Source organism: Variovorax sp. PBS-H4, from assembly GCF_901827205.1.
GTDB lineage: Bacteria > Pseudomonadota > Gammaproteobacteria > Burkholderiales > Burkholderiaceae_C > Variovorax.
In genome coordinates, this window is the sequence record NZ_LR594675.1 from 5,651,929 (window position 1) to 5,677,585 (window position 25,657).

General features: G+C 66.8%; 22 protein-coding genes and 1 rRNA gene. 13 read left to right on the forward strand and 10 right to left on the reverse strand.

Features of this window, described 5'->3' with window-relative positions; translation table 11 throughout:
• Nucleotides 1–39: 39 nt before the first annotated feature.
• A 16S ribosomal RNA gene (locus E5CHR_RS27015) occupies nucleotides 40–1,574 on the reverse strand.
• 621 nt (nucleotides 1,575–2,195) lie between these two features.
• On the opposite strand from E5CHR_RS27015, the gene E5CHR_RS27020 reads away from it, so the two are divergent.
• Nucleotides 2,196–4,100 (forward strand): ATP-binding cassette domain-containing protein, encoded by a 1,905-nt coding sequence (locus E5CHR_RS27020; RefSeq protein WP_162582846.1) that lies wholly within the window; start codon nucleotides 2,196–2,198, stop codon nucleotides 4,098–4,100.
• Nucleotides 4,101–4,177: 77 nt separating this feature from the next.
• The gene (locus tag E5CHR_RS27025; RefSeq protein ID WP_162582848.1) at nucleotides 4,178–5,923 is read left to right on the forward strand and encodes a phospholipase D-like domain-containing protein; all 1,746 of its coding nucleotides are present in this window, start codon (nucleotides 4,178–4,180) and stop codon (nucleotides 5,921–5,923) included.
• A gap of 9 nt (nucleotides 5,924–5,932) precedes the next feature.
• On the opposite strand, the gene E5CHR_RS27030 is transcribed toward E5CHR_RS27025, so the two are convergent.
• A complete protein-coding gene (locus tag E5CHR_RS27030) occupies nucleotides 5,933–7,360 on the reverse strand; it encodes an aminotransferase-like domain-containing protein (protein ID WP_162582850.1) in 1,428 nt (475 codons plus the stop codon).
• Between the two features lie 102 nt (nucleotides 7,361–7,462).
• On the opposite strand from E5CHR_RS27030, the gene E5CHR_RS27035 reads away from it, so the two are divergent.
• From E5CHR_RS27035 to E5CHR_RS27075, 9 genes are all read left to right on the forward strand, one after another.
• The gene (locus E5CHR_RS27035) at nucleotides 7,463–8,062 is read left to right on the forward strand and encodes a LysE family translocator (RefSeq protein ID WP_162582852.1); all 600 of its coding nucleotides are present in this window, start codon (nucleotides 7,463–7,465) and stop codon (nucleotides 8,060–8,062) included.
• Nucleotides 8,059–9,000: a DMT family transporter gene (locus E5CHR_RS27040; RefSeq protein WP_162582854.1), complete on the forward strand. Its 942-nt coding sequence runs from the start codon at nucleotides 8,059–8,061 to the stop codon at nucleotides 8,998–9,000. The genes E5CHR_RS27035 and E5CHR_RS27040 overlap by 4 nt, the downstream gene beginning before the upstream one ends.
• Nucleotides 8,997–10,211 (forward strand): aminotransferase-like domain-containing protein, encoded by a 1,215-nt coding sequence (locus E5CHR_RS27045; RefSeq protein WP_162582856.1) that lies wholly within the window; start codon nucleotides 8,997–8,999, stop codon nucleotides 10,209–10,211. The genes E5CHR_RS27040 and E5CHR_RS27045 overlap by 4 nt, the downstream gene beginning before the upstream one ends.
• 23 nt (nucleotides 10,212–10,234) lie before the next feature.
• Entirely contained in the window at nucleotides 10,235–10,852 is a 618-nt protein-coding gene (locus E5CHR_RS27050; protein WP_162582858.1) for a DJ-1/PfpI family protein, read from the forward strand.
• Complete coding sequence (locus E5CHR_RS27055) at nucleotides 10,849–11,484, forward strand: LysE family translocator (RefSeq protein ID WP_162582860.1); 636 nt, start codon at nucleotides 10,849–10,851, stop codon at nucleotides 11,482–11,484. The genes E5CHR_RS27050 and E5CHR_RS27055 overlap by 4 nt, the downstream gene beginning before the upstream one ends.
• 2 nt (nucleotides 11,485–11,486) lie before the next feature.
• Entirely contained in the window at nucleotides 11,487–12,128 is a 642-nt protein-coding gene (locus tag E5CHR_RS27060; protein WP_162582862.1) for a glutathione S-transferase family protein, read from the forward strand.
• Nucleotides 12,129–12,133: 5 nt separating this feature from the next.
• Nucleotides 12,134–13,045 carry a PhzF family phenazine biosynthesis protein gene (locus E5CHR_RS27065; RefSeq protein WP_174255753.1) on the forward strand — a complete coding sequence of 304 codons (912 nt, stop codon included), beginning with the start codon at nucleotides 12,134–12,136 and terminating at the stop codon, nucleotides 13,043–13,045.
• 8 nt (nucleotides 13,046–13,053) lie between these two features.
• On the forward strand, nucleotides 13,054–13,740 hold the full coding sequence (locus tag E5CHR_RS27070) for a VOC family protein (protein ID WP_162582866.1): 687 nt from the start codon (nucleotides 13,054–13,056) through the stop codon (nucleotides 13,738–13,740).
• A gap of 103 nt (nucleotides 13,741–13,843) precedes the next feature.
• The gene (locus E5CHR_RS27075; RefSeq protein ID WP_162582868.1) at nucleotides 13,844–14,836 is read left to right on the forward strand and encodes a threonine dehydratase; all 993 of its coding nucleotides are present in this window, start codon (nucleotides 13,844–13,846) and stop codon (nucleotides 14,834–14,836) included.
• A gap of 18 nt (nucleotides 14,837–14,854) precedes the next feature.
• On the opposite strand, the gene E5CHR_RS27080 is transcribed toward E5CHR_RS27075, so the two are convergent.
• The 3 genes from E5CHR_RS27080 to E5CHR_RS27090 form a co-directional block, all read right to left on the reverse strand.
• Nucleotides 14,855–15,928, reverse strand: a complete 1,074-nt coding sequence (locus E5CHR_RS27080) for a cupin-like domain-containing protein (RefSeq protein WP_232062204.1) — start codon at nucleotides 15,926–15,928, stop codon at nucleotides 14,855–14,857.
• A gap of 158 nt (nucleotides 15,929–16,086) precedes the next feature.
• Entirely contained in the window at nucleotides 16,087–16,731 is a 645-nt protein-coding gene (locus E5CHR_RS27085; protein WP_174255754.1) for a dioxygenase family protein, read from the reverse strand.
• Nucleotides 16,732–16,790: 59 nt separating this feature from the next.
• Nucleotides 16,791–20,816: an autotransporter outer membrane beta-barrel domain-containing protein gene (locus E5CHR_RS27090; protein WP_162582869.1), complete on the reverse strand. Its 4,026-nt coding sequence runs from the start codon at nucleotides 20,814–20,816 to the stop codon at nucleotides 16,791–16,793.
• A gap of 227 nt (nucleotides 20,817–21,043) precedes the next feature.
• Here E5CHR_RS27090 and E5CHR_RS27095 point away from each other — a divergent pair, with 227 nt between their 5' ends.
• Entirely contained in the window at nucleotides 21,044–21,718 is a 675-nt protein-coding gene (locus tag E5CHR_RS27095) for a histidine phosphatase family protein (protein ID WP_162583925.1), read from the forward strand.
• Here E5CHR_RS27095 and cutA read toward each other — a convergent pair.
• Genes cutA through E5CHR_RS27110 form a run of 3 tightly spaced genes read right to left on the reverse strand, consistent with a single transcriptional unit; the run spans nucleotide 21,709 to nucleotide 22,674 of the window.
• On the reverse strand, nucleotides 21,709–22,041 hold the full coding sequence (cutA, locus tag E5CHR_RS27100) for a divalent-cation tolerance protein CutA (protein WP_162582872.1): 333 nt from the start codon (nucleotides 22,039–22,041) through the stop codon (nucleotides 21,709–21,711). The two genes, E5CHR_RS27095 and cutA, sit on opposite strands and share 10 nt — an antisense overlap.
• Before the next feature lie 16 nt (nucleotides 22,042–22,057).
• The gene (locus E5CHR_RS27105) at nucleotides 22,058–22,390 is read right to left on the reverse strand and encodes a hypothetical protein (protein WP_162582874.1); all 333 of its coding nucleotides are present in this window, start codon (nucleotides 22,388–22,390) and stop codon (nucleotides 22,058–22,060) included.
• Nucleotides 22,391–22,428: 38 nt separating this feature from the next.
• On the reverse strand, nucleotides 22,429–22,674 hold the full coding sequence (locus E5CHR_RS27110) for a GlsB/YeaQ/YmgE family stress response membrane protein (RefSeq protein ID WP_162582876.1): 246 nt from the start codon (nucleotides 22,672–22,674) through the stop codon (nucleotides 22,429–22,431).
• 120 nt (nucleotides 22,675–22,794) lie between these two features.
• Between E5CHR_RS27110 and E5CHR_RS27115 the strand changes: the two genes are divergently transcribed.
• Nucleotides 22,795–23,433, forward strand: coding sequence for a YbhB/YbcL family Raf kinase inhibitor-like protein (locus E5CHR_RS27115; RefSeq protein WP_162582878.1), 639 nt, complete (start codon nucleotides 22,795–22,797; stop codon nucleotides 23,431–23,433).
• 32 nt (nucleotides 23,434–23,465) lie between these two features.
• Here E5CHR_RS27115 and E5CHR_RS27120 read toward each other — a convergent pair whose 3' ends face one another.
• Both E5CHR_RS27120 and E5CHR_RS27125 read right to left on the reverse strand, forming a co-directional pair.
• Entirely contained in the window at nucleotides 23,466–24,284 is an 819-nt protein-coding gene (locus E5CHR_RS27120; protein ID WP_162582880.1) for a creatininase family protein, read from the reverse strand.
• A 9-nt stretch (nucleotides 24,285–24,293) separates the two neighbouring features.
• Complete coding sequence (locus E5CHR_RS27125) at nucleotides 24,294–25,637, reverse strand: PQQ-dependent sugar dehydrogenase (protein WP_162582881.1); 1,344 nt, start codon at nucleotides 25,635–25,637, stop codon at nucleotides 24,294–24,296.
• Between the last annotated feature and the right edge of the window lie 20 nt (nucleotides 25,638–25,657).

A 25,657-nucleotide genomic window follows, 5' to 3' on the forward strand; every position in this document is an offset into this window, starting at 1 on the left:
ATAAGTGTGGGCGTTCAATTTGAACGACATTGTTTCCAGAAAGGAGGTGATCCAGCCGCACCTTCCGATACGGCTACCTTGTTACGACTTCACCCCAGTCACGAACCCTGCCGTGGTAATCGCCCTCCTTGCGGTTAGGCTAACTACTTCTGGCAGAACCCGCTCCCATGGTGTGACGGGCGGTGTGTACAAGACCCGGGAACGTATTCACCGTGACATTCTGATCCACGATTACTAGCGATTCCGACTTCACGCAGTCGAGTTGCAGACTGCGATCCGGACTACGACTGGCTTTATGGGATTAGCTCCCCCTCGCGGGTTGGCAACCCTTTGTACCAGCCATTGTATGACGTGTGTAGCCCCACCTATAAGGGCCATGAGGACTTGACGTCATCCCCACCTTCCTCCGGTTTGTCACCGGCAGTCTCATTAGAGTGCCCAACCAAATGTAGCAACTAATGACAAGGGTTGCGCTCGTTGCGGGACTTAACCCAACATCTCACGACACGAGCTGACGACAGCCATGCAGCACCTGTGTTACGGCTCTCTTTCGAGCACTAAGCCATCTCTGGCAAATTCCGTACATGTCAAAGGTGGGTAAGGTTTTTCGCGTTGCATCGAATTAAACCACATCATCCACCGCTTGTGCGGGTCCCCGTCAATTCCTTTGAGTTTCAACCTTGCGGCCGTACTCCCCAGGCGGTCAACTTCACGCGTTAGCTTCGTTACTGAGTCAGTGAAGACCCAACAACCAGTTGACATCGTTTAGGGCGTGGACTACCAGGGTATCTAATCCTGTTTGCTCCCCACGCTTTCGTGCATGAGCGTCAGTGCAGGCCCAGGGGATTGCCTTCGCCATCGGTGTTCCTCCGCATATCTACGCATTTCACTGCTACACGCGGAATTCCATCCCCCTCTGCCGCACTCCAGCGATGCAGTCACAGATGCAGTTCCCAGGTTGAGCCCGGGGATTTCACAACTGTCTTACATCACCGCCTGCGCACGCTTTACGCCCAGTAATTCCGATTAACGCTTGCACCCTACGTATTACCGCGGCTGCTGGCACGTAGTTAGCCGGTGCTTATTCTTACGGTACCGTCATGAGCCCCCTTTATTAGAGAAAGCCTTTTCGTTCCGTACAAAAGCAGTTTACAACCCGAAGGCCTTCATCCTGCACGCGGCATGGCTGGATCAGGCTTGCGCCCATTGTCCAAAATTCCCCACTGCTGCCTCCCGTAGGAGTCTGGGCCGTGTCTCAGTCCCAGTGTGGCTGGTCGTCCTCTCAGACCAGCTACAGATCGCAGGCTTGGTGAGCCTTTACCTCACCAACTACCTAATCTGCCATCGGCCGCTCCATTCGCGCAAGGCCTTGCGGTCCCCTGCTTTCATCCGTAGATCTCATGCGGTATTAGCACAGCTTTCGCTGCGTTATCCCCCACGATTGGGCACGTTCCGATGTATTACTCACCCGTTCGCCACTCGCCACCAGGATTGCTCCCGTGCTGCCGTTCGACTTGCATGTGTAAGGCATGCCGCCAGCGTTCAATCTGAGCCAGGATCAAACTCTATAGTTCGATCTTGAATTTAACGTCTCTCGCGAGACAAACTCATAAAAACGGAATTGAAGTGAACTTCACTTCTATTCTCATGAGCATTTAAAGCCTAAAAGGCTTCGTTCCGAAGAACTTGGCCATTCGCCTCAAACGCCCACGCTTATCGGCTGTATATTTTTAACGATCCCACAAGACAGGCAACACGCTGCGCCTTTCTTGCCAACCCCGCTGCGATCAGCGAAGCCTTCGATTATTACACGGTTTTTGAAGAACTACCAAACTTTTTTGAAGCCCCAGAACCCGCCAACCTCTCGATCAACACAGCCCCAGACCCTCCTCCGCATCCAACCCAGCCACCAAAGCCCCTCAGAACTTCAGCCGCTACGCATTCAGCCGAGCCTTCGATTATGACACGGTTTTGAATCACCTGCCACTCTCAAGTCTGCTTTCTTCCGGTCTCTCCTTGCGCTTCATCTGAAGCCCGGAGTACACGTCGTTTCAGCAGAGCCTTCGATCATATATCAAGTCAAGGTCCCTCGAGGCTCACATCGAAGCATCAAGGGCCGCGGCTGCCAATTTAGATCCAGCACCGAGGCGTACACCCGGACCTCCTTCATCCCGGCCTTCGATAATCCCGGGCACATGGCACTTATCTCACTCCTCGACGCGCAACTAGCGTTCGGACACGTCCCGCTGCTGGATCATGCGGACTTTTCTCTGCTCGAATCCGAGCGCATTGGTTTGATCGGCCGCAATGGGGCCGGCAAGTCTTCACTCTTGAAGATTCTGAGCGGTCTGGAAAAGCCTGACGACGGCAAGCTCCAAGCTCAGCAGGGTCTGCGCGTCGCGTATGTGGCGCAGGATCCCCAACTCGACCTGCACGCCAACGTGTTCACGGCCGCCAGCGCCGGGCTGGCGACGGCCATCGCGCTTCGCGAGCAGTACCTGTCCGGGGCGCCGGGCCTGGATCTCAATGCTCTGCAATCGCAGATCGAGGCCTTCGACGCATGGAACTGGGAGCAGCGTGTCGAGGAGACGCTTGACCGGCTGCACCTCGATGGGGCCGCGCAGGTAGGCGCGCTCTCGGGCGGGACCCGCAAACGCGTGGCCCTTGCGCAGGCGCTCGTCGCCGCCCCGAATGTGCTGCTGCTGGACGAGCCCACCAACCACCTCGACCTGGATTCGATTGAATGGCTTGAACAGCTCCTGATCGACTTCAAAGGCAGCGTCGTCACCATCACGCACGACCGCAGCTTTCTAAATCGAGTAGCAACGCGCATCGTGGAGCTCGACCGCGGCAAGCTCAATTCGTATCCCGGCAACTTCGAGCAATACCTCGCGCAGAAGGAAGCGCAACTCGCCCAGGAAGCCATCATTTCCGCCAAGGCAGACAAGCTACTGGCTCAGGAAGAAATCTGGATCCGCAAAGGCGTCGAGGCCCGCCGCACTCGCAGTCAAAGCCGCATCAACCGACTCGAGGCACTTCGCGCCCGGCGTACCGCCCGACGCGAGGCGCTCGGCAGCGTGAGCATGGATGTCGCATCCGGCCAGACCAGCGGAAAGATCGTCGCGGAACTGGCGAATGCGTCCAAGGCCTTTGGCGACAAGGCCGTGATCCGGAACTTCAGCGGGACCATCCTGCGCGGCGACAAGGTTGGCCTGGTGGGGCCGAACGGCGCCGGAAAGACCACGCTGCTGAAGCTCATCCTCGGCGAGCTCGAGCCCGACAGCGGCAAGATCCGCCGCGGCACCAATCTTCAAGTCGCGTACTTTGATCAGATGCGCGCTGCGCTGCAGCTCGATGCCACGCTGGAGGATTTCATCAGCCCGGGCAGCGAGTGGATCGAGATCGGCAACCAGCGCAAGCATGTCAAGAGCTACCTTGCCGATTTTTTGTTCTCGCCGGCGCGCGCGCAATCGCCGGTGCGCTCGTTGAGCGGAGGCGAACGCAATCGCCTACTGCTCGCCCGCCTGTTTGCGCGTCCCGCCAATGTGCTGGTGCTCGACGAGCCCACCAACGACCTTGACATCGACACGCTCGAATTGCTCGAAGACCTGCTGCAGAACTACGACGGCACCGTCTTCCTGGTGAGCCATGACCGGACCTTTCTCGACAATGTGGTCACCAGCACCATTGCTTTCGAAGGCGATGGCCTCTGGCGTGAATACGAAGGCAGCGTGGAAGACTGGTTGATCCAGTCGAAGCGCGCTCGCGAAATCGCTGCCGAAAGAGCCCAAGGCTCGGCCGCCCCGGCTCCAGCCCCGGCAGTACCCCTCCCTGCGACGGCTGCGGCGGCACGCGCCAGCACGCGCAGAAAGCTCAGCTACAAGGAGCAGCGCGAATTCGAGGTCCTGCCCGCGCGGATCGCCGAACTCGAAGAAGAGCAGAAGCGCATCACCGAAATTCTCGAATTGGAGGGTGGCGCGATCTACGCTAGCGAGGCGTCGCGCGCTGCCGAGCTTGCCGAGCGCCATGCGCAGATCGACGAAGAATTGCTCGCGGCAATGGAGCGATGGGAGGCGCTGGATTCAGCGCGCCAGGGCTGACCAGCGGCGCCTTCGTCCGACGCCCGGGCGACGCGGGCTGAGCTATATACAAGCAGCTGAAACTCCGATCGAGCTGCATGACTTCATTCAAGGCCTTTCACCCCGGCGCCCGCGCATGGCGGAGCTGCGCCGCGGCCCTCTGCTCGACCTTCCTCCTGCTCTCGGCCTGCGCCGAGCTGCCGCAGAACGTGGAGCGGCCGGTGTCGAAGGCACTTGCGTCGCCTGCCGGGACCGCGCTCGCAACGCTGGTGCAGCAGCGCCGCCAAGCCGCGTCGACGCGCTATGAGTCTGGCTTCATGCTGCTCGACGGCCCCCAAGCCGCGTATGGCAGCCGCCTTGCCCTGGCCGAGGGCGCGACAAAGACGCTGGACCTTCAGTACTACGCGATCCATGCCGACGCCAGCACCGAGCGCCTGCTCGCCGCAGTGCGCGATGCGGCCGCCCGCGGCGTGCGTGTGCGCATCCTGCTGGACGACTTCCACAGCACCGGCCGGAACGCGTCGGTGATGCGCCTGGCCTTCGTGCAGAACATCGAAATGCGGATGTTCAATCCGGTGCCCGGCTCGCGGGGCTCGAGCCTTGCGAGGATGTTCAATTCCATCGAGGATGCCTCGCGCATCCAGCAGCGCATGCACAACAAGCTCTTCATCGCCGACAACGTGCTCGGGGTGACAGGCGGCCGCAACCTGGGCGATGCCTATTTCGGCAATGCACAGGCCGGAAATTTCGTGGACATGGACGTGCTGGCGGCCGGCCCCATCGTGCAGGACCTCTCCCGCAGCTTCGATACCTACTGGAACAACGAGCGCGCGTATCCCGTCCAGTCGCTGGTGACGCGCGAGGAGGTGGAGGCGTTGCGCAAGGAAACGCCCGGCAATCACGAGAAAGAAGCCAACTCCGGCGCGCCCAGGCCACCTGACGGCGAACCGCGACCGCGCAAGGCCGAGCCCACCGCAGAGCAGCAGGCCCGCGCCTGGGATGAAAAGGCGATGGACCTGGGCAGTGCCAGCTTCATCTGGGCGCCGGCCGCGGTGCTGGTGGACAAGCCGGCCAAGATCCCCGCGGACTCCCCCGGCGGCCCGGACACTGGCAAGGCGCCTGGCCTGGTCGTAGCCCAGAAAGGCCAGGCCAAGACGGCCGCGGCGCCGAGCGGCTCTCTCGGTGGGGCGGCGGCGGCGGCGTCCAATGGGGACACCGTGGTCGAAGGACTTCTGCAGATGATCGGCCGAGCCCAGACCGACCTCCTCATCATCTCGCCCTACTTCGTGCCAGGCCCGGACATGAAACACGCCTTCGCCTCGGCGCTTGCGCGGGGAGTCAAGATCCGCGTGCTGACCAATTCGCTCGCATCCAACGACGCCCCGCTGGCCCATGTCGGCTACGCCCGCCATCGTGAAGAACTGCTGGCAATGGGCATCGGCCTGTACGAACTGCGAAGCGAACAGGCGGGGTTGGGCAGCGCCTTCGGCTCGGCCGGCGGGAGCACGGGCGAATCGCGCTCGATGCTGCACTCGAAGGTGCTGGTCATGGATGGCCGACTGCTGGTGGTCGGATCGATGAACCTCGATTTGCGCTCGCAGTTGCAGAACACCGAGATCGCGCTCCTCATTCGCAGCGACGAGCTCTCCCGCATTGCAGCAGGGCAGATCGAGGCTGCCATGGCCAAAGGCGCTTGGCGGGTGGAGCAGAGCAAAGGCCGGCTGGTCTGGCGCGCACCGCAGGACAGCGGTCTCGAGGACAGCACGACAGACCCGGACGCGAGCGTCGGACTGCGCTTGCTGCTGAGACTGTTCGGCCCCCTCGCGCCGGACAAACTGCTCTGAGCCCCCGCCTCAAAGCTGGGCCCGGACGCGGGCGAACACCTTCCAGAAGGTGGCGTCCTGGGCGGTCGCAAAGTTGATGCGCATCAGAGTGCTCGGCGGGCGCCGCGCGTGGAACAGCGACCCCGGCGCCAGCAGGTAACCTTCATCGAGCATGTGCTGGGTCAATTCGTCGGTATCGACGCCGGTGTCGACCCAACCGAACAGCCCTGCCGGCTCGGCGGCCAGCGCACACCCAGCCGCCAGCGCCAGCTTCACCGCCCGCCCGCGCGCGCCATCCAGGCGCAGGCGCACGCGCTCGGCATGACGGCGCAACTGGCCCTGATCGATGCACCAGGCGAGCGCGCGCTCGAACAGCGATGGCGTGGTGAGCGTAGTCAACAGCTTGGTCTCGAGCATGCGGCCGACCAGCTGGGGCGAGGCGGCCAGGAAACCGATGCGCCAGTTGGGCGCAAGGATCTTCGCGAACCCGCTCACGTAGACGGTACGCTGCAACCCGTCGAGCGCGCACAGGCGAGTGGCGTGCTCGGGCGCCAGGTGGCTGTAGGTGTCGTCCTCGACGATGTGGAAGCCATGCTGGTTGGCCAGCTGAAGCACCCGGTGTGCGCTCCCAGGCGTCAGGCTGTAGCCAGTCGGGTTGTGCAGCACGCTCACGCTGACGAACAGCTTGGGCTTGTGGCCGTCGCCGGCATTGCAGTAGCGCTCCATCACGTCCAGGTCGGGCCCGTCGGCCTTGCGCGGCACCGGCAGGATGCGCATGCCGAGCGCCTCGAGCCGAGCGAACTCCAGCGCCCAGCCCGGCTCCTCGACCATCACGGGATCGCCGGGCCTGAGCAGCGTGCGGCTCACGATGTCGAGCGCATGCGTGGCCCCGACAGTGGTCACGATCTGCTCGGCGCCCGCAGGCACGTTGATGCTGGCGAGCTTGGTCGCCAGGCTGCGCCGCAACCCGCTGTCGCCTGCGGGCTCGCCGTATTGCAAAGAGAAGTCCTGCAGGGCCCGCGTGCTGGTCACCCGCCGTACGGCGGCCGCCGTGAAGGGCGAATCCAGCCACTCAGAGGGGAATACGCCCATCCCAGGTTGCGGCTTGTCGCTGGGACGGTGGAACATGCCGCGGATCAGCGTGCTCGCATCTGCGGGCACCGGCCGTGACACGGGGGGCTCAGCCAGCGGGGTGAGGGGCGATAGCGCCGCCCCCGCTTGGGGTGCAATCGAATCGCGCACATAAAAGCCGCGCTGGCGCCGTGCTTCGACCAGGCCCTGCGCGAGCAGCTGATCGTAGGCCGCCACCACCGTGTGCGGACTCACACCCTGCTGCCGGGCGCATTCGCGCACCGAGGGCAGCCGCGCCCCAGGCGCCAGCAAGCGGGTGCGAATGCGCTCCGCGAAGCGGCTGGCCAACTGCTCCGTCAGCGACTGGGTGGAAGTTCGTGTCAGCATGCGTGCGCGTGCTCTGTGTCGACGATTGAACCGGTACAGGCTCGCCTCATGTTCGACGATCTGTATCGGTACTGTAATGGTCATGAGTTTAGAGTGTGTGCCATGAACTGGCAAGAATTCACCGGCCTGCTGGTGCTGGCCACGGCGATGAGCTTCTCGCCCGGACCCAATACCACGCTCTCCACGGCACTGGCCGCCAACGGCGGCCTGCCGCGTGCGATGCGCTTCGTGCTCGCCGTGCCCGTGGGCTGGACCCTGCTACTGGGCCTGTGTGCGGCCGGCGTCGGCGCGCTCGTAGTGGCTGCGCCCTCCTTGCGCTGGGCCATCAAGGCATTCGGCATCGCCTACCTGCTGTGGCTGGCCTGGAAGCTCAGCGGCAGCGCCACCATGGTCCGGGATGACGGCCAGCAGCTGCGTGTCGGCTTCTGGCAAGGCGTGATGCTGCAGTTCGTCAACATCAAGGCCTGGCTGCTGGCGCTGACGCTGGTGGCAACCTGGATCGCGGGCCAACCCGACGCGCTGCAGCGCTTCGCGATCGTTGCGCCGGTGATGCTGATCTACGCATTCACCAGCAACTTCGCCTATGCGCTCGCGGGTTCGCTGCTGCGCAACTGGCTGGCGCGCGGGAGGCGCCTGCTGTGGTTCAACCGTGCCATGAGCGCCGTGCTGGTACTCACCGCCTGGTGGATGGCCAGCGTATGAAGATCAAGGACGAAACCCTCGGCATGTGGCTGGGCGTCCTCGGCGTGGCCTTCTTCGCGGTCACGTTGCCGATGACGCGGCTGGCCACCGGCACGCAAGAGGCCCCGCAGCTCTCGCCGTGGTTCCTGACTTTGGGCCGAGCGGCGCTGGCAGGACTGCTGTCGGTGATCTTCCTGGTTGCGACCCGCTCGCCGCTGCCGCAACGTCGGCTCTGGAAGCCACTCGGCATGGCCATGCTGGGCAACGCGATCGGCTTCCCGTTGCTGCTCGCCTATGCATTGCGCATCGTCAGCGCCAGCCATGCCGCGGTGGTGACTGCCCTGCTGCCGCTGGTGACGGCGGCTTGCGCAGCCTGGGTGCTGCACCAGCGTGCCCGGCTCGGCTTCTGGCTCTGCGCGCTGGCAGGCAGCGCGCTGGTAATCGTGTTCTCACTGCTGCGCGCAGGTGAGCAGCAGTTCGGCTTCGCCTGGGGCGACCTGCTGCTGGTGGGCGCCGTCTTCGCGGCCTCGCTCGGCTACATCTACGGCGCACAGATCACGCCGGCACTCGGCGCAGAGCGCGTCATCTGCTGGGTCTGCGTCATGGCGCTCCCCGTCACACTGCCCGGCGCGTTGTGGCTGTGGCCGCAGCAGCCGATTGCCACCTCCTCCTGGCTGGGCTTCGTCTACGTCGGTGTGTTTTCGATGTGGGTCGGCTTTTTCGCGTGGTACCGCGGCCTGGCCATGGGCGGCGCGCTGCGCGTCAGCCAAGCCCAGCTGCTGCAGCCCTTCCTGTCTATCCTCGTCGCGGTGCCGCTGCTGGGCGAGCCGATCGATCTCGTCACGCTCGGCTTCGCTGCGGCGGTGGTGGCCACCGTGGTCGCTGGCAAGAAGCTATCGCAGGCGCGCCCCGCCGTCGCATCATCACAACAACTGGCACATCCGAAGGAAACGACATGAACTGGAAACTCGCCGCGCGCGCAGAAAAGATGAACCCCTCGGTGATCCGCGAGATCCTCAAGGTCACCGAGCGTCCCGGCATCATCAGCCTGGCCGGCGGCCTTCCCTCGCCGAAGACCTTCCCGATCAGCGCCTTCGCGGAAGCCTGTGCCGAGGTGCTGCACAAGGACGGCCAGGCCGCGCTGCAATACGCCGCGAGCGAGGGCCATGGCCCGCTGCGCGAAGCGGTCGCGGCGATGCTGCCCTGGCCGGTCGACCCCGCCCAGGTGTTGATCACCACCGGCTCCCAGCAGGGCCTGGACCTGATCGCCAAGATCCTGCTCGACCCCGGCAGCCGCGTGCTGGTGGAGACGCCCACCTACCTCGGCGCGCTGCAGGCCTTCTCGCCGATGGAACCCGAAGCCGTCAGCGTCGCCAGCGACGACGAGGGCGTGCAAGTCGACGATCTGAAGGCCAAGGCCAAGGATGCGCGCTTCGTTTACTTGCTGCCGAATTTCCAGAATCCGACCGGCCGCACCATGACCGAGGCACGCCGCGCGGCCGTGTCTGCAGCCGCCGCCGAGGCTGGCCTGCCGATCGTCGAGGACAACCCCTATGGCGATCTCTGGTTCGACGAAGCGCCGCCCCTTCCGCTCACGGCACGCAACCCCGAAGGCTGTATCTACCTCGGCTCTTTTTCCAAGGTGCTGGCGCCGGGCCTGCGACTCGGTTTCCTGGTCGCCCCGAAAAGCATCTTCCCCAAGCTGCTGCAAGCCAAGCAGGCGGCCGACCTGCACAGTCCCACCTTCAATCAGCGCGTGGTCGCACAGGTCATGAAAGATGGCTTTCTCGATCGCCACGTGCCGACCATCCGGGCGCTGTACAAGCGCCAACGCGATGCCATGCTCGCCGCTCTCGAGCGCGAAATGCATGGCCTTGGAGTGACCTTCAACAAACCGGCCGGCGGCATGTTCCTGTGGCTGCGCCTGCCGGAGGGCATGGATGCGGTGGCGCTGCTGCCCAAGGCCGTGGAGCGCGGCGTTGCCTTCGTGCCTGGGATTCCCTTCTACGCCGGCACCGGCGATGCCCGCACCATGCGCCTGTCGTTCGTGACCGCCAGCGTCGATGAGATCGGAACGGCGATCGCCGCGCTGGCCGACGCCGTGCGCGAGCAGCTGGCGCATAAGGCCGCAGCTGAAGTTCAGCGTCAATTGGCTGCAAGCGTCGCCTGACCGCTGGCAACAAGGGCAAGCCGATGCACATCGCGATCCTCACCTTCGACGGCTTCAACGAGCTCGATTCGCTGATCGCGCTCGGCGTCCTGAACCGCATCAAGAAACCCGGCTGGCGCGTGGCGCTTGCTGCACCGACCGAGACAGTGCAGTCGATGAACGGTGTCACGCTGCATGCCACGGCGTCCCTCGCCGACGCCTGTTCAGCCGATGCCGTGATCGTCGGCAGCGGCATCCGCACGCGTGAAATCGCCGCCGATCCCGCCATCCTCTCCGCGTTGCGGCTGGACCCCGAACGGCAGTTGATCGGCGCACAGTGCTCCGGCACGCTGCTGCTCGCCAGGCTGGGCATCCTGGGCGACGTGCCAGCCTGCACCGATCTCACCACCAAACCCTGGGTGCAGGAGGCGGGCGTCCGTGTGCTCGACCAGCCCTTCTACGCCCACGGCAATGTGGCCACGGCAGGCGGCTGCCTGGCGTCGCCCTACCTCGCGGCCTGGATGATCGCGCGCTCGGAAGGGCTGGACGCAGCAGCCGCGGCACTCCACTACGTTGCGCCCGTCGGGGAGAAGGAGGCGTACGTTGCGCAGGCGCTGCGCAACCTCACCCCTTATCTCGAGAGCGCCAAGGCCACCGAATGATCGAACTCGGCACGCTTTCACTGTTTCTCGTGGCGGTGCTTGCACTCTTCCTCTCGCCCGGGCCCAACATGGCGTTCGTGCTCTCGCACGGCATCGCACTCGGACCGCGCGCCGGCTTTGCGGCAGGACTCGGCATCGCCGCGGCGGACCTCGTCCATACGCTGTGCGCCGCTACCGGCGTCACTGCGCTGGTGGCGGCCTGGCCGCCCGCGTTCGACCTGCTGCGCTACGCGGGCGCACTCTACCTGCTGTGGCTCGCCTGCCAGGCGCTGCGATCGGGTGCCTCGCCCGAGCCGGCGCATGCCGAGCGCGCCGGCTTCGCGCAGGTGCTGCGCCGCGCCTGGCTCAACAACCTGGTGAATCCGAAGGCGTTGCTCTTCTTCATGGTGTTCCTGCCGCAGTTCGTCGACCCGGGCCACGGCAGCGTGCCGGCTCAGCTGGCGGTGCTCGGCGTCACGCTCAGCCTGGCGGGGCTCCTGTTCAATAGTGCGCTGGGCGCCTGCAGCGGCATGATCGGCCGCTGGCTGAGGCGGCGGCGCGGCGCTGCCGGCTTCCAGCGGGGCCTGTTGGCCACGGTGATGATCGGCCTCGCGCTTCGTCTTCTGTTCATCGACCGCCCTTCGAAGGGATGATCATGCTCAACATCTGGGGGCGCATCAGCTCCATCAACGTGCGCAAGGTGGTGTGGTGCGCGCAGGAACTCGGCCTCGACTTCCAGCGCACGGAGGCCGGCGGCAAGTTCGGCATCGTGCAGACGCCGGAATACCTCGCGCTCAACCCCAATGCGCTGGTGCCCGCCATCGACGACGGCGAGGGCGAAGGCCGCGTCACGCTCTGGGAGTCGAACGTGATCGTGCGCTATCTCTGCGCCAAGCACTCGCCCGGCAAGCTCTACCCCGAGCCGCTCGCAGCGCGATTCGACGCGGAACGCTGGATGGACTGGCAGCAGACCACGTTGAACCCCGTCAGCGCCGGCGCCTTCAGGCAATGGATCCGCACCCCGGCGGATCAGCGCGACCCGGCCGTGATCGCGCACTCGGTGCGCGCCACCGAGCCGCTGTTCGCGTTGCTCGATGCGCACCTTGCCAACCGCCCCTTCATGCTGGGCGAGCACTTCACGATGGCTGACATCCCGGTCGGCTGCGAAGCGCATCGCTGGTTCGGCTTGCCGCAGACCGAATACACGCGGCCCAGCTGGCCGCACGTGGAGCGCTGGTTCGCCGACCTGCGCACCCGCGCCGGCGCGCGCGGTGTGCTCGACCTCGCTCTCGAATGAACGCCATGCAGAGCCGCCCCTTCAAGCAAGTCGATGTCTTCACGGCGAAGCCCTACGCTGGCAATCCGCTCGCCGTGGTGCTCGACGGCACCGGCCTGGACGAAGCCCAAATGCAGAACTTCGCCCAATGGACCAACCTGTCGGAGACCACCTTCCTGCTGCCGCCCACCGAGCCCTCGGCCGACTACCGCGTGCGCATCTTCACCCCCGGCGGCGAACTGCCTTTTGCCGGCCATCCGACTCTGGGCAGCTGCCACGCCTGGCTGGAAGCAGGCGGCCAGCCCAAGACGCGCGGGCGCATCGTGCAGCAATGCGCCAAGGGCCTGGTGCCGATCCGCCATGAAGGCGAGCGCCTGGTCTTCGCGGCGCCGCCTTCCCGGCTCAGCGCGCCCAGTCCGTCGCTGCTGGCCAAAGTGGCGGGCGCACTGGGCCTGCGGGCCCAGCAGATCGTGGCGGCGCAACTGCTCGACAACGGCCCCGTATGGCTGGGCATGCTGCTCGCCGATGCCGACACCGTGCTCGCGCTGAAGCCCGACCATCGCGCACTCAAGGAGCTCGGCCAGAAGGTGGGCGTGGCAGGCATTCCCGCAAGCGACAGGGAACCCGTCGCCCCACTGATCGCGCGCTCCAATCGGGAGGCACGCGCCTTCGCTCAATCCGGGGCAGAGGACATCGGCCTCGAAGTGCGCGCCTTCGCCGCGCCGATCGGCATCGAGGAAGACCCGGTAACGGGCAGCCTCAACGCCAGCCTCGCGCAATGGCTCATGGCCGAGGGCCACCTTCCCGAGCGCTACCTGGCAGCACAGGGCCAATGCCTGGGCCGCTCGGGGCGCGTCCACGTGATGCGTGATGCCGATGGCCAGGTCTGGGTGGGCGGCGACTCGGCCACCTGCATCGACGGCAAGCTCACGCTGTAGGAACCCACATGCCGGCGCGCATCGACCACCTCGTGATCGCGGCCCGCAGCCTCGAAGAAGGCGTCGGATGGTGCCAAGCCACCTTCGGCGTCGCGCCCGGGCCTGGCGGCACGCATCCGCTGATGGGTACGCACAACCGGCTGCTGAAGATCGCAACGGCCGACTTCCCGCGCGCCTACCTCGAGATCATCGCGATCGACCCCGCGCAGAGGCCCGCGCGGCCCGCTTCGTTCCACCGCTGGTTCGACCTGGACGATCCGGCCCTGCAAGCCGCGCTCGCGCGCAACGGACCGCGGCTGGTGCACTTCGTCGCCGAGGTTCCGGATGCCGACGCGACCCTGCATGCCCTTGCGCGCCATCGCATCGACCGTGGCCGGCTGCTCGAAGCCTCGCGTGACACGCCGGCCGGCCGCCTCGACTGGCGCATCACCGTGCGCGACGACGGCCAGCGGCTCTTCTACGGCGCACTGCCCACGCTGATCGCCTGGGGTGCGATGCATCCCAGCGACGGCATGGCGGATTCCGGGGTCCGGCTGCGCTCGCTGGCGCTGTCGCATCCGCGTGCCACCGACCTCGAACGGGCGCTTCACGCCATCGGCCTCGCCGGCGTTCCGGTGAGCTCCGGCGCGCCTCATCTGCGCGCGACATTCGACACGCCGCGCGGCGCCGTCGTGCTCGACTCCAAGGGGACCTGATGAACCTGCCTTTGCAGCCTTCCGAACCCGCACCCTTCGCGCTTGCCGCGCTTGCGCTTGCCGCGCATGCCGTTCGCATCGACTTGCCGGAGCGCGGCTGACCATGCGCTTCACACGCGACGAGATCGAGGCCGCGCGCCGCACCGTCTACGCGGCGATGCCGCCAACGCCGCAGTACGCCTGGCCGCTGCTGGCGCGGCGTCTGGGTTGCACGGTGTGGACCAAGCACGAGAACCACACACCGGCCGGCGCCTTCAAGCTGCGCGGCGGACTGACCTACTTCGAGGCGCTGGCGCGCGAGAAGCCCGCTGTGCGCCACGTGATCGGCGCCACCCGCGGCAACCACGGCCAGTCGGTCGGCTACGCCGCGCGGCGCTACGGCTTGGCCGCCACCATCGTGGTGCCACGCGGCAACTCGGTCGAGAAGAACGCCGCGATGCGCGCCCTGGGCGTCACGCTCATCGAGCATGGCGACGAGTTCCAGGCCGCCAACGAGCATGCGGCGCAGCTGGCAGAAGCCCAGGGGCTGCACCGTGTGCCCTCATTCCACCGTGACCTGGTGAGCGGCGTGGCCAGCGCCTACGTCGAGTTCTTCGAAGCGCTCGCGGCGAGCCAGGACGGGCCGCCCGATGTCCTGTTCGTGCCGATCGGGCTGGGGTCGGGCTTTGCGGCGGCAGCCGCGGCGCGCGTGCATTGCGGTGCGTCGACGCGGCTCGTCGGCGTGGTGTCGGCGCATGCAACCGCCTACCTCGACTCCTTCCGCGCGGGCCGCGCACTTGAATCGCCGGTCAGCACGCGCCTGGCCGACGGCATGGCCTGCCGCACGCCGGTGCCCGAGGCGCTCGAGGTGCTGCGGCGCGAGGCCGACGACGTGGTCGCGGTGAGCGACGCCGAAGTGGCACAAGCGATGCGCGTGCTCTTCACCGACACGCACAACGTGGCGGAAGGCGCCGGTGCGGCCGCGCTGGCGGCCCTGCTGCAGCAAGCCTCGCGCTGGCGCGGCAAGCGTGTCGGCATCGCGCTGACGGGCGGCAATGTCGATGCGGCGATGTTCGCCGAAGTGCTGGCCTCCGCGCAGGTCGTGCAGCAAACCTGAGCGGCCGCGGGCCGACCGCTAGAAGGAACCGGGCGGCGCCTTGGCTGCCAGCTTGATCCGGCGCAGCGGAGCAATCGCACGCGACAGCGACGCACGGGCCATGCCGACCACTGCGCCAACGGGCTCCTTGAGGGCATCTGCGGTGGTTGATTCCCCAGGATACGCGGGCGACATTCCCGCCTTGCGCATCAGCCTGTTCACCTGATGAACGCGCGCCGTTTTGCGCGTCACCGAAGTGTAGAAGGTCACACCGATCGAGATCGACACGCCGTCGCCCGGGCGAGTCCAGCTGCGCTCGGAACTGGTCATGTGCGGCGACGTGCTCGGGAAATACACGGCGTCTCCGGGCTGGGTGTCGAACTGGTGGCTGCGCGCGCGGAACTCTTCCTTGAGGCGGACTTTCCTCAACGAATGTCCGACGATGAAATCCTCGACCGCGTCGGCCCCCACCACCGTCCGGTCCGTGGGGTCCCACACATTCATGGTCTTGCGGCCATGCAATTGCAGCCAGATGTTGTTCTCTCGATCGATGTGGAACGGCGTCACCGAAGGCGGTGCCGAGATGAAGGCGAAGCCATTGATATTGAAGATGCCCGGCTGCTCGCGCTCGATCAAAGGACGCATGGTGTCGACGATGCTGGCGAGCAGGGCCGCATAGCGCGGAATCACCTCGATGTTGTAGAGCGCCACCCACGAACCTGCTTCCTCGATGCGCCCGAACACTTCATCGATGCTGCGGCCGTCGGGATGCTGGCTGTCGTGCGTGAAGCTGGAAGCTTGCGAGATGCCGGGCCTGACGAAACGGCACTGCTTGAACGGCACGAGTTCCTTCGCGAGGTTGGCGAGTTCGGCAACCTGGAAAAGCGGGTGCTCGTGAAAGTTGTGGTGCAAGCCCGTGATCTTGTGGGTGGAGAAGCTCTCGGGATCATCGGCCCACACCCGATACGTTTGCCCCGCACCCGCGACCTTGTCCTGCGTGTTCACGGTCCCCCTCTCGTTGGGCGGGCAGACCTCCCGCAACTGCGGCAACGGGGACGAGGGTGCGTGCGGCGCACCTGGCGCGCGGAACGCAGTGCTCGTGAACTTGTTCATTCAAAAAACCTCTTTTTTGCCGCGCAACCTTTCTCCATGAGGAGGCTACGCGTGTTATGGGTCAAGGAAACTCCCTATTAAGTAAATGGTATTACTTGCCACTCGAAGTGTCACGGGTTTTTTCGTCCTTCGCGGACAGCAGCGCATCAAGGCGGCGCTCAGGCGGCGACGACGATCGGGAAGCGCGCCAGCCAGCCGTCGGAGGTCCGCTCGAACGGCACGGTCACCGCTTCGCGCGCCGGCTCCGGCAGGTTGCGCCACAGGAAGTCGCGCGCATTGCCCGGGTCGCCGGCCACGTAGAGCTGCGTGGTCAGCAGCTCGCGCCTGCCGAGCTTGACCTTCACATGGATGTGGGGCGTGCGCCCGCTGTACGCGACCGGCCGGATGGTGCGGAAGCGCCAGCGGCCCTGCGCGTCGACGGCGACTCGGCCGAAACCCTGGAAGGCGGCATCTGCACGATCACCGTCGCCTGGATGGTGATAGTGGCCGCCCTGATCGCACTGCCAGATCTCGACCTCGGCACCCCGCAAGGGACGGCCGTCGAGGTCGGTCACGCTACCCTCGACGGAGGCGGGCTGGCCGCTGCGGTAGCTCAGCGCACCATTGCGCAGCAGGTCGTTGTCGGCGTCGGCCGGCAACTTGACGGGATAGAAAGGGCCTTCGGTCTGCGAAGGCGTGGCCATGCGCTTCGGCTGCGGCTGCGCGCCGGCTCCCAGCCGCAGCATCGGCACCGCAACAAAGGCCGCGGCCACTGCGCGGCGGGAAAAAAGACCGTGGGCGTGAGGCGAGGTCGGGGCAGCCATGGCCGGTGGGACCGGCCGGCTGCGCGCGAGTTCCTGCCTGCAGCGCGATCTTCTTCCTGCTACCAGCGCACGCGCACGCCTGCCGCACCCTGGATCGAGGACTTCACCCGGGTGTCCCCGCCGGTGCTGAAGACCTTGCCGAGCTCGCCATAGAGGCTCACGGTCTTGCTCAGCGTCAGCGTCGCGCCCGTCGCGAGTTCGACGGACGTGTAGCGGCTCGAGCTCCCAATGGGCGTGGAGAACCCGCCGTTGATGAAGCGCGCCGTGTCGCCCGCGTCGTTGGCATGGATGACGCCGATGCGGCCATAGGGCTGCAGCCGGCCTGCCGAGGTCGCGAAGTCGCCCTTCACGCGCACACCCACGCCTGCCGTCCAGCCGCTGGCGTCGTCCTGTTGCACGAGCGCGCCGGGGATCCGCAGATCGTCGAGCTTGGCTCGGCGGTAGCTGAGCTGCGCCTGCGGCTCGAGGGTCCAGTTGCCGCCAAGCGCGAAGGCCTGGCCGACCTCGACCGAGGCGGTGAGGCTGTTGCCCTTGCCGGGCGCTGCGAATCCGCCGAGCGGACGGATCGTGTAGCGCTGCGAACCGTATTGCAGCACCGTGTCGACATAGAAGCCGGTCGCATTGGCATAGCTGGCGTATGCGCCCAGATAGCGCGCGCGCAGGTCTGTGCTGCCAACCGCGCGATAGAGGCCGCTGGCAAAGCCGCTCAGGTCGGCATTGCCGTCGAGCGTGCCGACATAGACTCCGGCGTGCCAGTCACCCAGTTGCGACACATAGAGGTCTGTGCCCGCCTGCACGCCGCTGACGTGGCCCTGCGTCGAGGGGTTGACCACGCCTGACTGGCGGATGTCCAGGTCGCTGTAGACCGCGCGGGCCCAGGCGCGGCGCTCGGTCGACAGCGCGCCGGCCACCGGCGTCAGGCTCGCCATTGCGCGGCCGCTGGCGTCGTCGTCACCCATGCGGCTGCGCAGGTTGCCGATCATTCCCATGTCGGCGCCGCGCAGCTGCGACGGGAGGGCGGCAAGCATCGAGGCCTCGGCGCGATACGCCGTCACGCCGACGGGTGCTGGTGCTGGTGCTGGTGCTGGTGCTGGTGCTGGTGCAGGCGCTGGTGCCGGTGCCGGTGCCGGTGCAGGCGCCGGTGCCGGTGCGGGCGCGGGCGCGGGCGCGGGTGCGGGTGCGGGTGCGGGTGCCGGTGCGGGTGCAGGTGCAGGTGCAGGTGCAGGCGCAGGTGGCGGGGGAGGAGGAGGCGGCGGCGGCGGCGGGGGAGGCGGAGGAATCACCTGGGAACGCAGAAACCAGTTCTCGCCAGCGCCGACCGAATCGGCGGCGTACAGCCGGTACTCGAAAGCGCCGGCGTCGACGTGGCCTGCGCCTCCAAGCGCGAAGGCGCTCTTGGTGGTCTGCGCCGTGGTAGTGGCCCCGTTCAGTGCGGTGATCACTTCGATGCCGTTGCCCACCGTCTGGCCGCCCAGCCCACCGAGGTTGGTGATCTGCAGGGTGGTGCTGCCGCTGGCGACCGCAGTGGGGCCATCGAGCACCAGACGGTCGCTCGGACCGCTCACGCCGAGCACCGTGCCCAGCCGCAGCGTGCCGTTGTTGCCGACATAGGGGCCGTTGACGGTAAGTACGGTACCCGCGGTCGTGCCGGCCAGCGAGACGGTGCCGCTGTTGTCGAGCGAGGCCATGCTCTGGCTGAAGCCCGCCAGGTCGAGGGTGGCGCCCGCGGCGACGCTGTGCGCCGAGGCAGCGCTCAGGGTGTTGGCAGCGCCGGCCCGCAGCGTGCCGCCCGCCACTGTCGTGCTGCCCGTATAGGTATTGGCACCCGAAAGCGTCAACGTGCCGATGCCGGCCTTGACCAGCGAGCCGGGATTGACCGGCGCAACCACGCCATTCGAAAGGGCTCCGGTGAAGGTGCCCGCGCCGACCGTGAGCGCCGAGCCGTTCAGGCCCACCGTGCCATTGCCGTTCAGCTGCGCGACGGTCTGGACGGCGTTGACGAGTTCCAGGCCCGACGCCTGCGTTGGCAAGGTGCTGCCGGTGGAGTTGATCGTCAGGTTCGCGGTCGGGGCGAAGCGGCCGCTGCCCTGCGCCACCACCGAGCCGCCGGGGTTGACTACCAGGTCCCCAGGAACGTTGCCCGCGGCTGTCAGTGCCAGCTGGGCATTGCCCTGGACGGTGGTCGTGCCGCTGTAGTTGTTGGGCGCCGTGAAATTGAAGCTGCCCCATGCGCCGGTGGCGTCCAGGGTGACGCCATGGCTGCCGCCGATCCCTCCATTGAAATCGACGGTGCCGGCGGTGCTGGTCTGCGTCAACGTGCCGTCGGCCACCAGCGTCGTCGGGCCGGTCAGGACAAGTGTTCCGCTGGTCGCGAGGTTGGCGCTGCCCCCGATCGCGACCGCGTTGCCCACCGACAGCGGGCTGCTCGTGATGAAGGTGCCGCCGTTCAAGGTGATCGGCCCGGTGCCGAGTACCGTGGCGCCGTTGATGCTCAGGCCGCCCGCGTTCAGGATCGTGCCGCCGCTGTAGGTGTTGACCCCCGTGACCGTGGTGGTGCCGGCGCCGGCCTGCGTCAGCGTGCCGGTCCCGGTGATCGCATTGCCCAGGGTGTAGTTGTCCGATCGGTTGACGATCAGCGACGCATTGTTGGTGATCGCGCCCGTCACGCTGCCGCTCGCGGTGCCGTTGCCCAGCTGGAGCGCGCCGCCGCTGATGGTGGTGCCGCCGGTGTAGGTGCTGTCGCCCGTGAGGGTCAAGGTGCCGGCGCCGACCTTGACCACCCCGCCGGTGCCCGCGCCCAGGATGGGGTTGATGTAGATGCCGCCCACGCTGTCGGAGAGCCCCGGACCGGTGCTCGCGATCACGCCGCTGATGGTGTCGTTCTTGCCGAGCGCACCGATCTCCAGCGTGGCGTCGCCGAGCACGATGTTGCCCGAGCCCGACAGGGAACCCACCCTTGCGGGCGTGCCTGGCGTCATGCCATTGATGTAGAGCTGGGCGGTCAGGCCGGTGCTGTTGCTGACGACGGTGGCGCCGCTCAGGTCCGCCGTGTTCGACATCTGGACCACGCCGCCGTTGTTGTTGATGGTCGCGGTGCCGCCGGAGCTCGTCTCCTGGAAGATCACGCGCCCGCCGGTGTTGTTCAACGTGGCCTGTTGGGCGTTGGCACCGCCCCCGCCGAACAGGACGTAGGAGCCCGCGAAGTTGGTGTTGATGGTCGCCGTGCCACCCTGCGCGCCGCCCTGGAACTGGACGCCGCTGTTGGTGCCATTGACGTTGGTATTGGCCGCGACCGAAATGTTCAGGTTGCCGGCGCTTGCAGCCCCGTCCTGAAAACGCACTTCAGCGTTCTCGAGCAGCGTGATCGGCCCGGCGCCGAAGGAGCCCGCAATGTGCGTCCAGACGTTCAGCCGGCCGCTCGTCCCATTGCCCTGCAGCAGGGTGCCGCCGGTGTAGTTGTTGGCGGCGTTGTCGAGTGTCAGGCGCTGCGTCTCGTTGAACAGCGCGTTGGTGCCCGTGTTGCGCAGCGTGAGCGCACCGGCTCCCGTGATCGCGCCGGTCAGCGTATTGCCGTTGGTGCCGGCGACATCGATGGTGCCGCCGGGGGCCCCCAGCACGATGGCACGGCCGCTCGCGAAGTTGTCGGCACCCAGGCGCAGCGTGCCGCCGCCGAAAACGATGCCACCCCCGGTGCCCAGGTTGGCATCCGAGCTCACTTGCAGTGTGCCGACGTTGATCGTCGTGGCGCCCGCATAGCTGTTGGCGGTGCCCAGCACGATGGTGCCGGCGCCGGTCTTGATGATGCCGTTGGGCCCGCTGATGGCGCCGCTCTGCGTCGCCGTGCCGTTGCCGGTGCTGTTGAGGATGACGTCCGTCGGCGTGGTGACGATCGGGGCTGCGAGGTCGGCGCCATCGGCGTAGTCAACCTGCTGCGCGGCCGCCGCGGTTGCCAGGACGCTCAGGCCGGCGGCCACCAGCGCAGTCGCCACGCCGCCCGAGCGCTTGCCCCGGGCCGAAGTGAGCTCCGACACGGCGACCCATGTCCCGAGCGCGTGGTTCCACACGCTGCGATATGTCTTGTTCATCTCTGTGCTGTCCCTCTTTGCGATGGATAGGTTGTTGGCATTGCGACGCGGCGAAGAGAACCGCTTCAACGTCTACGAAAGTTTTCATTCTTACACAATGAAAACTTTATAATTCATCTGCTTACAAAAAACGTTGCTTATTTCACGCAATGGCCCGAGGCGACGCCTGAAAGCGACAGGTCACGCCCGTGACCGCCCCTCCAGCCGGCGCGCGGCAGAATTTCTTCATGGGACAGCTCTATCTCGTTCGCCATGGCCAGGCCAGCTTCGGCGCAGACAACTACGACCAGCTCAGCGACCTGGGCGCCCGGCAATCGCGGCGGCTGGGCGAGTACTGGCGCGAGCGCGGAATGGAGTTCGACGCGGTCATCACCGGCACGCTGAATCGCCATCGCCAGACGTGGGAAGGCATCGCCGAGGGCCTCGGCCTCTCGCGTGATGACGTGCTGCCGTGGCCGGGGCTCAACGAGTACGACGCCGAGGCCGTCATCGCGACCATTCATCCCGGAAAGCTGCAGCGGCCCGACACGCCCGAGCTGTACCGCCATCATTTCCGGCTGCTGCGCGAGGGCCTGGGCGCATGGATGCAGGGCCGCACCACGCCGACGGGCATGCCGAGCTACATGGACTTCCTGGCGGGCGTGACCACTGCGCTCGACCATGTGCGCGACCAGCACCACGGCGCTCGCGTGCTGGTGGTATCCAGCGGCGGGCCGATCAGCACCGCCGTCGGCCACGTGCTGGGCACCAGCCCCGAAACCACCATCGAGCTCAACCTGCGCATCCGCAACACGGCCGTCACCGAGTTCGCCTTCACGCCCAAGCGGCACATGCTGGTCACGTACAACACCTTGCCGCACCTGGACGGCCCGGCGTACGAAAGCTGGGTGACCTACGCCTGATCGAGCCCCGTGCTGGACGCGCCCAGCCAGCGCAGATAGTCGGGCGAGCCGGCCGAGACCGGCAGCTGCACGATCTCGGGCGTCTCATAGCTGTGGCGCTCGCGGATGAAGGCCTCGAGCGCCGGGTAGCGAGCGGCCAGTGTCTTGATCAGCAGCACCCATTCGGGCTCGCGGTGCAGCGCCTCTTCCCAGATGTAGAAACTGCGCACGCGCTGCACCTGGACGCAGGCGGCGAGCCGCGCCTCCACCAGGGCTGCGGCCAGCGCCTCGGCCTCGTCTTCGGTGCTGGCGCTGGTCATCACGATGCAGGCGGGGTGGTCCATGAGCGTCTCCAAGGGTTCAGGCCTGCCACACGCCGTAGCCGGCTTCTCGCAGCGCAATGCCGAGTTCGACTTCCATCTCGCGCGCTGCCTCGTAAGGCATCGGGTTGTAGACGGCGTAGAGCGCCGGCAACAGCCTGAGGCCATAGTGGCGCACGAAGACGTTGGCCTGGATGCCGGCCTTGTGCTTGTCGAAACGTACGTCTGGATCCAGCCCCGTCATGCCCACGTAGACGAAAGGCTGGCCGAGGCGGTAGTCAGGGTTCGCACGCCTGAAACGGGCAATGTTCCAGACCCGGTCGTCGAGCTCGACGACGTAGACATGGTGATGCGCCCTGGGTCGACGGCCCATCTGCCGCCCCGCCGCGGAATCGTCTTTTCTTCCGTTCCTTACCTGCGCTTCAGCAGGCCCCAGACGAAGAGCAGCACGATCGCGCCGACCACCGAGGCGATGAAGCCCGCCCCTTCCCCCGCGTGGTACCAGCCCATGGCCTGGCCCAGATAGGTCGCGATCAGCGAGCCCGCGATGCCGATCAAGGTGGTCACGATGAAGCCTGCCGAGTCGTCGCCCGGTTTGATGGCGCGGGCCACCAGGCCCGCGACGAAGCCGATCAGAATGGTCCAGACGATGCTCATACGCTTCCTTGTGTAGAGGGTGCAGCCGCCGGCGGCGATGCCCCGATTCATGATAGCGGAGCACCGTGCCGCTCTCGTGTCCTACACGCCTCCCGCAGGCTGCGCGCTATACCCGCCGTCATGCTCGAGAAGCTTCCTGATGCGATCGGACAGGCCCTGCACGGCGTACGCGCCGGCCTCGACGAGATCGCCTTCAACACCATCGGCCTTCGCCAGGGCATGGCCGCGATCAACCTGGCCAGCCTGGCCTTCGCAGACCATGCGCCGCTGCCGCCGCGCTACACGGCCGACGGCGAAGGCCTGTCGCCGCCGCTGCAATGGACGGGCGTGCCCGCCGGTTCCGCATCGCTGGTGCTGATGGTGGAGGACGCGGATTCGCCCACGCCGCATCCGCTGGTGCATGCCATTGCGGTCGGCTTGCCTGCAGAAGACGGCAGCCTGCCCGAGGCCGCGCTGCCCAGCGCAGACAACGCCGGCAGCGGCCTGCACGTCGGGCGCAATTCTTACCTCCAGGGTGCCTGGCTGCCGCCCGACCCGCCGCCCGGACATGGGGTGCACCGGTACGCGTTCCAGCTCTTCGCGCTGGACAGCACCCCCGATTTCTCGGCAACGCCCGGCCGCGAGGAGGTACTGGAGCAGCTGCGCGCGCACGCGATGGCCAGCGGCCTGCTGATCGGCACCTGCGAGCGGCCCGACGGCACGATCAAGATCGAGGACGCCGCGCCCGCCGCACCTGCGGGACCCGCGGTCGCCGGCTGAGGCGCCTCGTACCTGAACCCTGAACCTGCCTCTCAGGGCAGCGGACCGGTGTGCACGGTGGTCAGCGGCAGGCGCGAGACCTCCGCCAGCAGCGCGGCGAGCTGCCGCGCCGCGGTTTCAACCACGGCCCGCCCCTTCTGCGCAGTGGCCGCAGCCGCGTTGCCTGCCGCGCCCTCGGGGTTGTAGTCCTCCATGGCCCAGCCCAGCCTGGCGCTCTTGCCGTCGCCGAGCAACGGGTAGTCGGCCGCCCGCTGGCGCGAGGTCGAGCCGAAATCGCGCGCGGCCTGCATGTCGACCAGTGCCGGCGCCAGAGTCAGCATCATCGAGGTCTCGATCTCTCCCCCGTGCACACCGAAGCGGTGCTCCTGCGCGCTGAACTGCGCACCCGCTTCGCCCAGCGGCAGGTTGAACCAGCTCACGCTGTAGACGATCAGTCCATGGGCCGCTCGCAGCTCGCGCGCAGCGATCTCCATCGCGCCGGCATGCCCGCCATGCGCATTGAAGAAGACCAGCTTGCGCACGCCCGCGCGCGCCACACAGGCGCCGATCTCGCGCCAGAGCCGGATCAGGGTCTCGGCCGACAGGGTCAGCGTGCCCGCGAAGCTGGCGTGCTCGGGGCTCAGGCCGATGGCCTGGGTCGGGAGGAAGAGCACCGGCAGCCCGGCCGGCAGCAGCGGCACGGCTTCGGCCACGATACCGTCGACCAGCGTCGAATCAACGCCCAGCGGCAGGTGCGGGCCGTGCTGTTCGGTCGCACCCAGCGGCAGCACGGCGACCGTCGCGGCCGGGTCGAGCGCGGCAAAGTCGCGGGTCGTGAGCTGGGACCAGAAGCGGCTGCGAGGAAGGGTCATCCGGCAATCTTAGGGCCGCGCCACACGCCACACGGTGTTGCCGACGTCGTCGGCCACCAGCAGCGCGCCGCGCTTGTCCAGCGCGACGCCAACGGGGCGCCCCTGGGCCTTCTCGTCCCCGTTCAGGAAGCCCGTCAGGAAATCGACGGGCGGCCCGCTCGGCCGCCCGCCGGCGAAAGGCACGAACACCACCTTGTAGCCCGAAAGCGGCTTGCGGTTCCACGAGCCATGCTCGCCGATGAACACACCGCTGGCGAATTCGGGTGGCATGCCGCGCGCGTCCGAGAAGGCCAGCCCCAGCGCCGCCACGTGCGCGCCGAGCGCGTAGTCGGGCGCCACCGCCTTGGCCACCATGTCCGGGCGCTGCGGTTGGACCCGCGCGTCCACGTGGTTGCCGTAGTAGCTCCAGGGCCATCCGTAGAAGGCGCCGTCCTTGACCGAGGTCAGATAGTCCGGCACCAGGTCGCTGCCGATTTCGTCACGCTCGTTCGCCACGGTCCAGAGGGTCCGGGTGCCGGGCTCCCACCCCATGCCGTTGGGATTGCGCAGGCCGCCGGCGAACAGGCGCTTGGCGCCGCTCTTGACGTCGACCTCCCAGATCGCAGCCCGGCCTTCTTCCGCGGCCAGGCCGTTCTCGCCGACATTGCTGTTCGAGCCCACCGTCACGTAGAGCTTGCTGCCATCGGGGCTGGCGATCACGTTCTTGGTCCAGTGGTGGTTGATGCCGGCGGGCAAGTCCGTCACTTTCGTCGGTGTCGCCGTGATGGTCGTCTGGCCCTCGGCGTAGGGCACCTTGACCAGCGCGTCGGCGTTGGCGATGAAGAGCTCGCCGCCGACCAGCGCGACGCCGAAGGGAGAGCTGAGGTTCTGCATGAACACCTGCCGCACCTCGGCGGTGCCGTCGCCGTCCGCGTCGCGCAGCAGCGTGATCCGGTTGGCGCTCGGAACCCCGGCGCCGGCGCGCTTCTGGACCATCCCCATGACCCACGACTTGATCCTGGCAATGGGGCCGCTGCCGCCGTCTGTCGCCCCCTCGGGCTTGGGCGGCTTGTTGCTTTCCACGACGAGGACATCGCCATTGGGCAGGGTGTAGACCCAACGCGGATGATCGAGGCCACGCGCCAGGGCCGTCACGACGAAGCCATTGGGCGCCTTGGGTCCGGCGGTATCGGCCCAGCCGACCGCTGGCGCAATGTTGACCGTGGGCATCAAGGTCTTGTTGGGCGCGGGCAGTTGCGGCGTCGGGCCGATGCCGGCGCCGGGCGGCAGCTTGGCGGCCTCGCCGCAGGCTGCGAGCAACATGGCCGCGGCGAGCGTGGCGGCGGCCGCGGGGAAGTGACTGGATTGCTTCATGGTCGTGAATCCTTTGTGCG

Bases quoted from the DNA above. Each gene is read 5' to 3' on its own strand.
- E5CHR_RS27030 (WP_162582850.1), bottom strand. From the start codon at position 7,360: ATGCTGACACGAACTTCCACCCAGTCGCTGACGGAGCAGTTGGCCAGC.
- E5CHR_RS27090 (WP_162582869.1), bottom strand. From the start codon at position 20,816: ATGAACAAGACATATCGCAGCGTGTGGAACCACGCGCTCGGGACATGG.
- E5CHR_RS27095 (WP_162583925.1), top strand. From the start codon at position 21,044: ATGGGACAGCTCTATCTCGTTCGCCATGGCCAGGCCAGCTTCGGCGCA.
- E5CHR_RS27070 (WP_162582866.1), top strand. From the start codon at position 13,054: ATGCCGGCGCGCATCGACCACCTCGTGATCGCGGCCCGCAGCCTCGAA.
- E5CHR_RS27035 (WP_162582852.1), top strand. From the start codon at position 7,463: ATGAACTGGCAAGAATTCACCGGCCTGCTGGTGCTGGCCACGGCGATG.
- E5CHR_RS27125 (WP_162582881.1), bottom strand. From the start codon at position 25,637: ATGAAGCAATCCAGTCACTTCCCCGCGGCCGCCGCCACGCTCGCCGCG.
- E5CHR_RS27050 (WP_162582858.1), top strand. From the start codon at position 10,235: ATGCACATCGCGATCCTCACCTTCGACGGCTTCAACGAGCTCGATTCG.
- E5CHR_RS27065 (WP_174255753.1), top strand. From the start codon at position 12,134: ATGCAGAGCCGCCCCTTCAAGCAAGTCGATGTCTTCACGGCGAAGCCC.
- E5CHR_RS27080 (WP_232062204.1), bottom strand. From the start codon at position 15,928: ATGAACAAGTTCACGAGCACTGCGTTCCGCGCGCCAGGTGCGCCGCAC.
- E5CHR_RS27055 (WP_162582860.1), top strand. From the start codon at position 10,849: ATGATCGAACTCGGCACGCTTTCACTGTTTCTCGTGGCGGTGCTTGCA.
- E5CHR_RS27025 (WP_162582848.1), top strand. From the start codon at position 4,178: ATGACTTCATTCAAGGCCTTTCACCCCGGCGCCCGCGCATGGCGGAGC.
- E5CHR_RS27045 (WP_162582856.1), top strand. From the start codon at position 8,997: ATGAACTGGAAACTCGCCGCGCGCGCAGAAAAGATGAACCCCTCGGTG.
- E5CHR_RS27020 (WP_162582846.1), top strand. From the start codon at position 2,196: ATGGCACTTATCTCACTCCTCGACGCGCAACTAGCGTTCGGACACGTC.
- E5CHR_RS27040 (WP_162582854.1), top strand. From the start codon at position 8,059: ATGAAGATCAAGGACGAAACCCTCGGCATGTGGCTGGGCGTCCTCGGC.
- E5CHR_RS27110 (WP_162582876.1), bottom strand. From the start codon at position 22,674: ATGAGCATCGTCTGGACCATTCTGATCGGCTTCGTCGCGGGCCTGGTG.
- E5CHR_RS27060 (WP_162582862.1), top strand. From the start codon at position 11,487: ATGCTCAACATCTGGGGGCGCATCAGCTCCATCAACGTGCGCAAGGTG.
- cutA (WP_162582872.1), bottom strand. From the start codon at position 22,041: ATGGACCACCCCGCCTGCATCGTGATGACCAGCGCCAGCACCGAAGAC.
- E5CHR_RS27085 (WP_174255754.1), bottom strand. From the start codon at position 16,731: ATGGCTGCCCCGACCTCGCCTCACGCCCACGGTCTTTTTTCCCGCCGC.
- E5CHR_RS27120 (WP_162582880.1), bottom strand. From the start codon at position 24,284: ATGACCCTTCCTCGCAGCCGCTTCTGGTCCCAGCTCACGACCCGCGAC.
- E5CHR_RS27115 (WP_162582878.1), top strand. From the start codon at position 22,795: ATGCTCGAGAAGCTTCCTGATGCGATCGGACAGGCCCTGCACGGCGTA.
- E5CHR_RS27075 (WP_162582868.1), top strand. From the start codon at position 13,844: ATGCGCTTCACACGCGACGAGATCGAGGCCGCGCGCCGCACCGTCTAC.
- E5CHR_RS27105 (WP_162582874.1), bottom strand. From the start codon at position 22,390: ATGGGCCGTCGACCCAGGGCGCATCACCATGTCTACGTCGTCGAGCTC.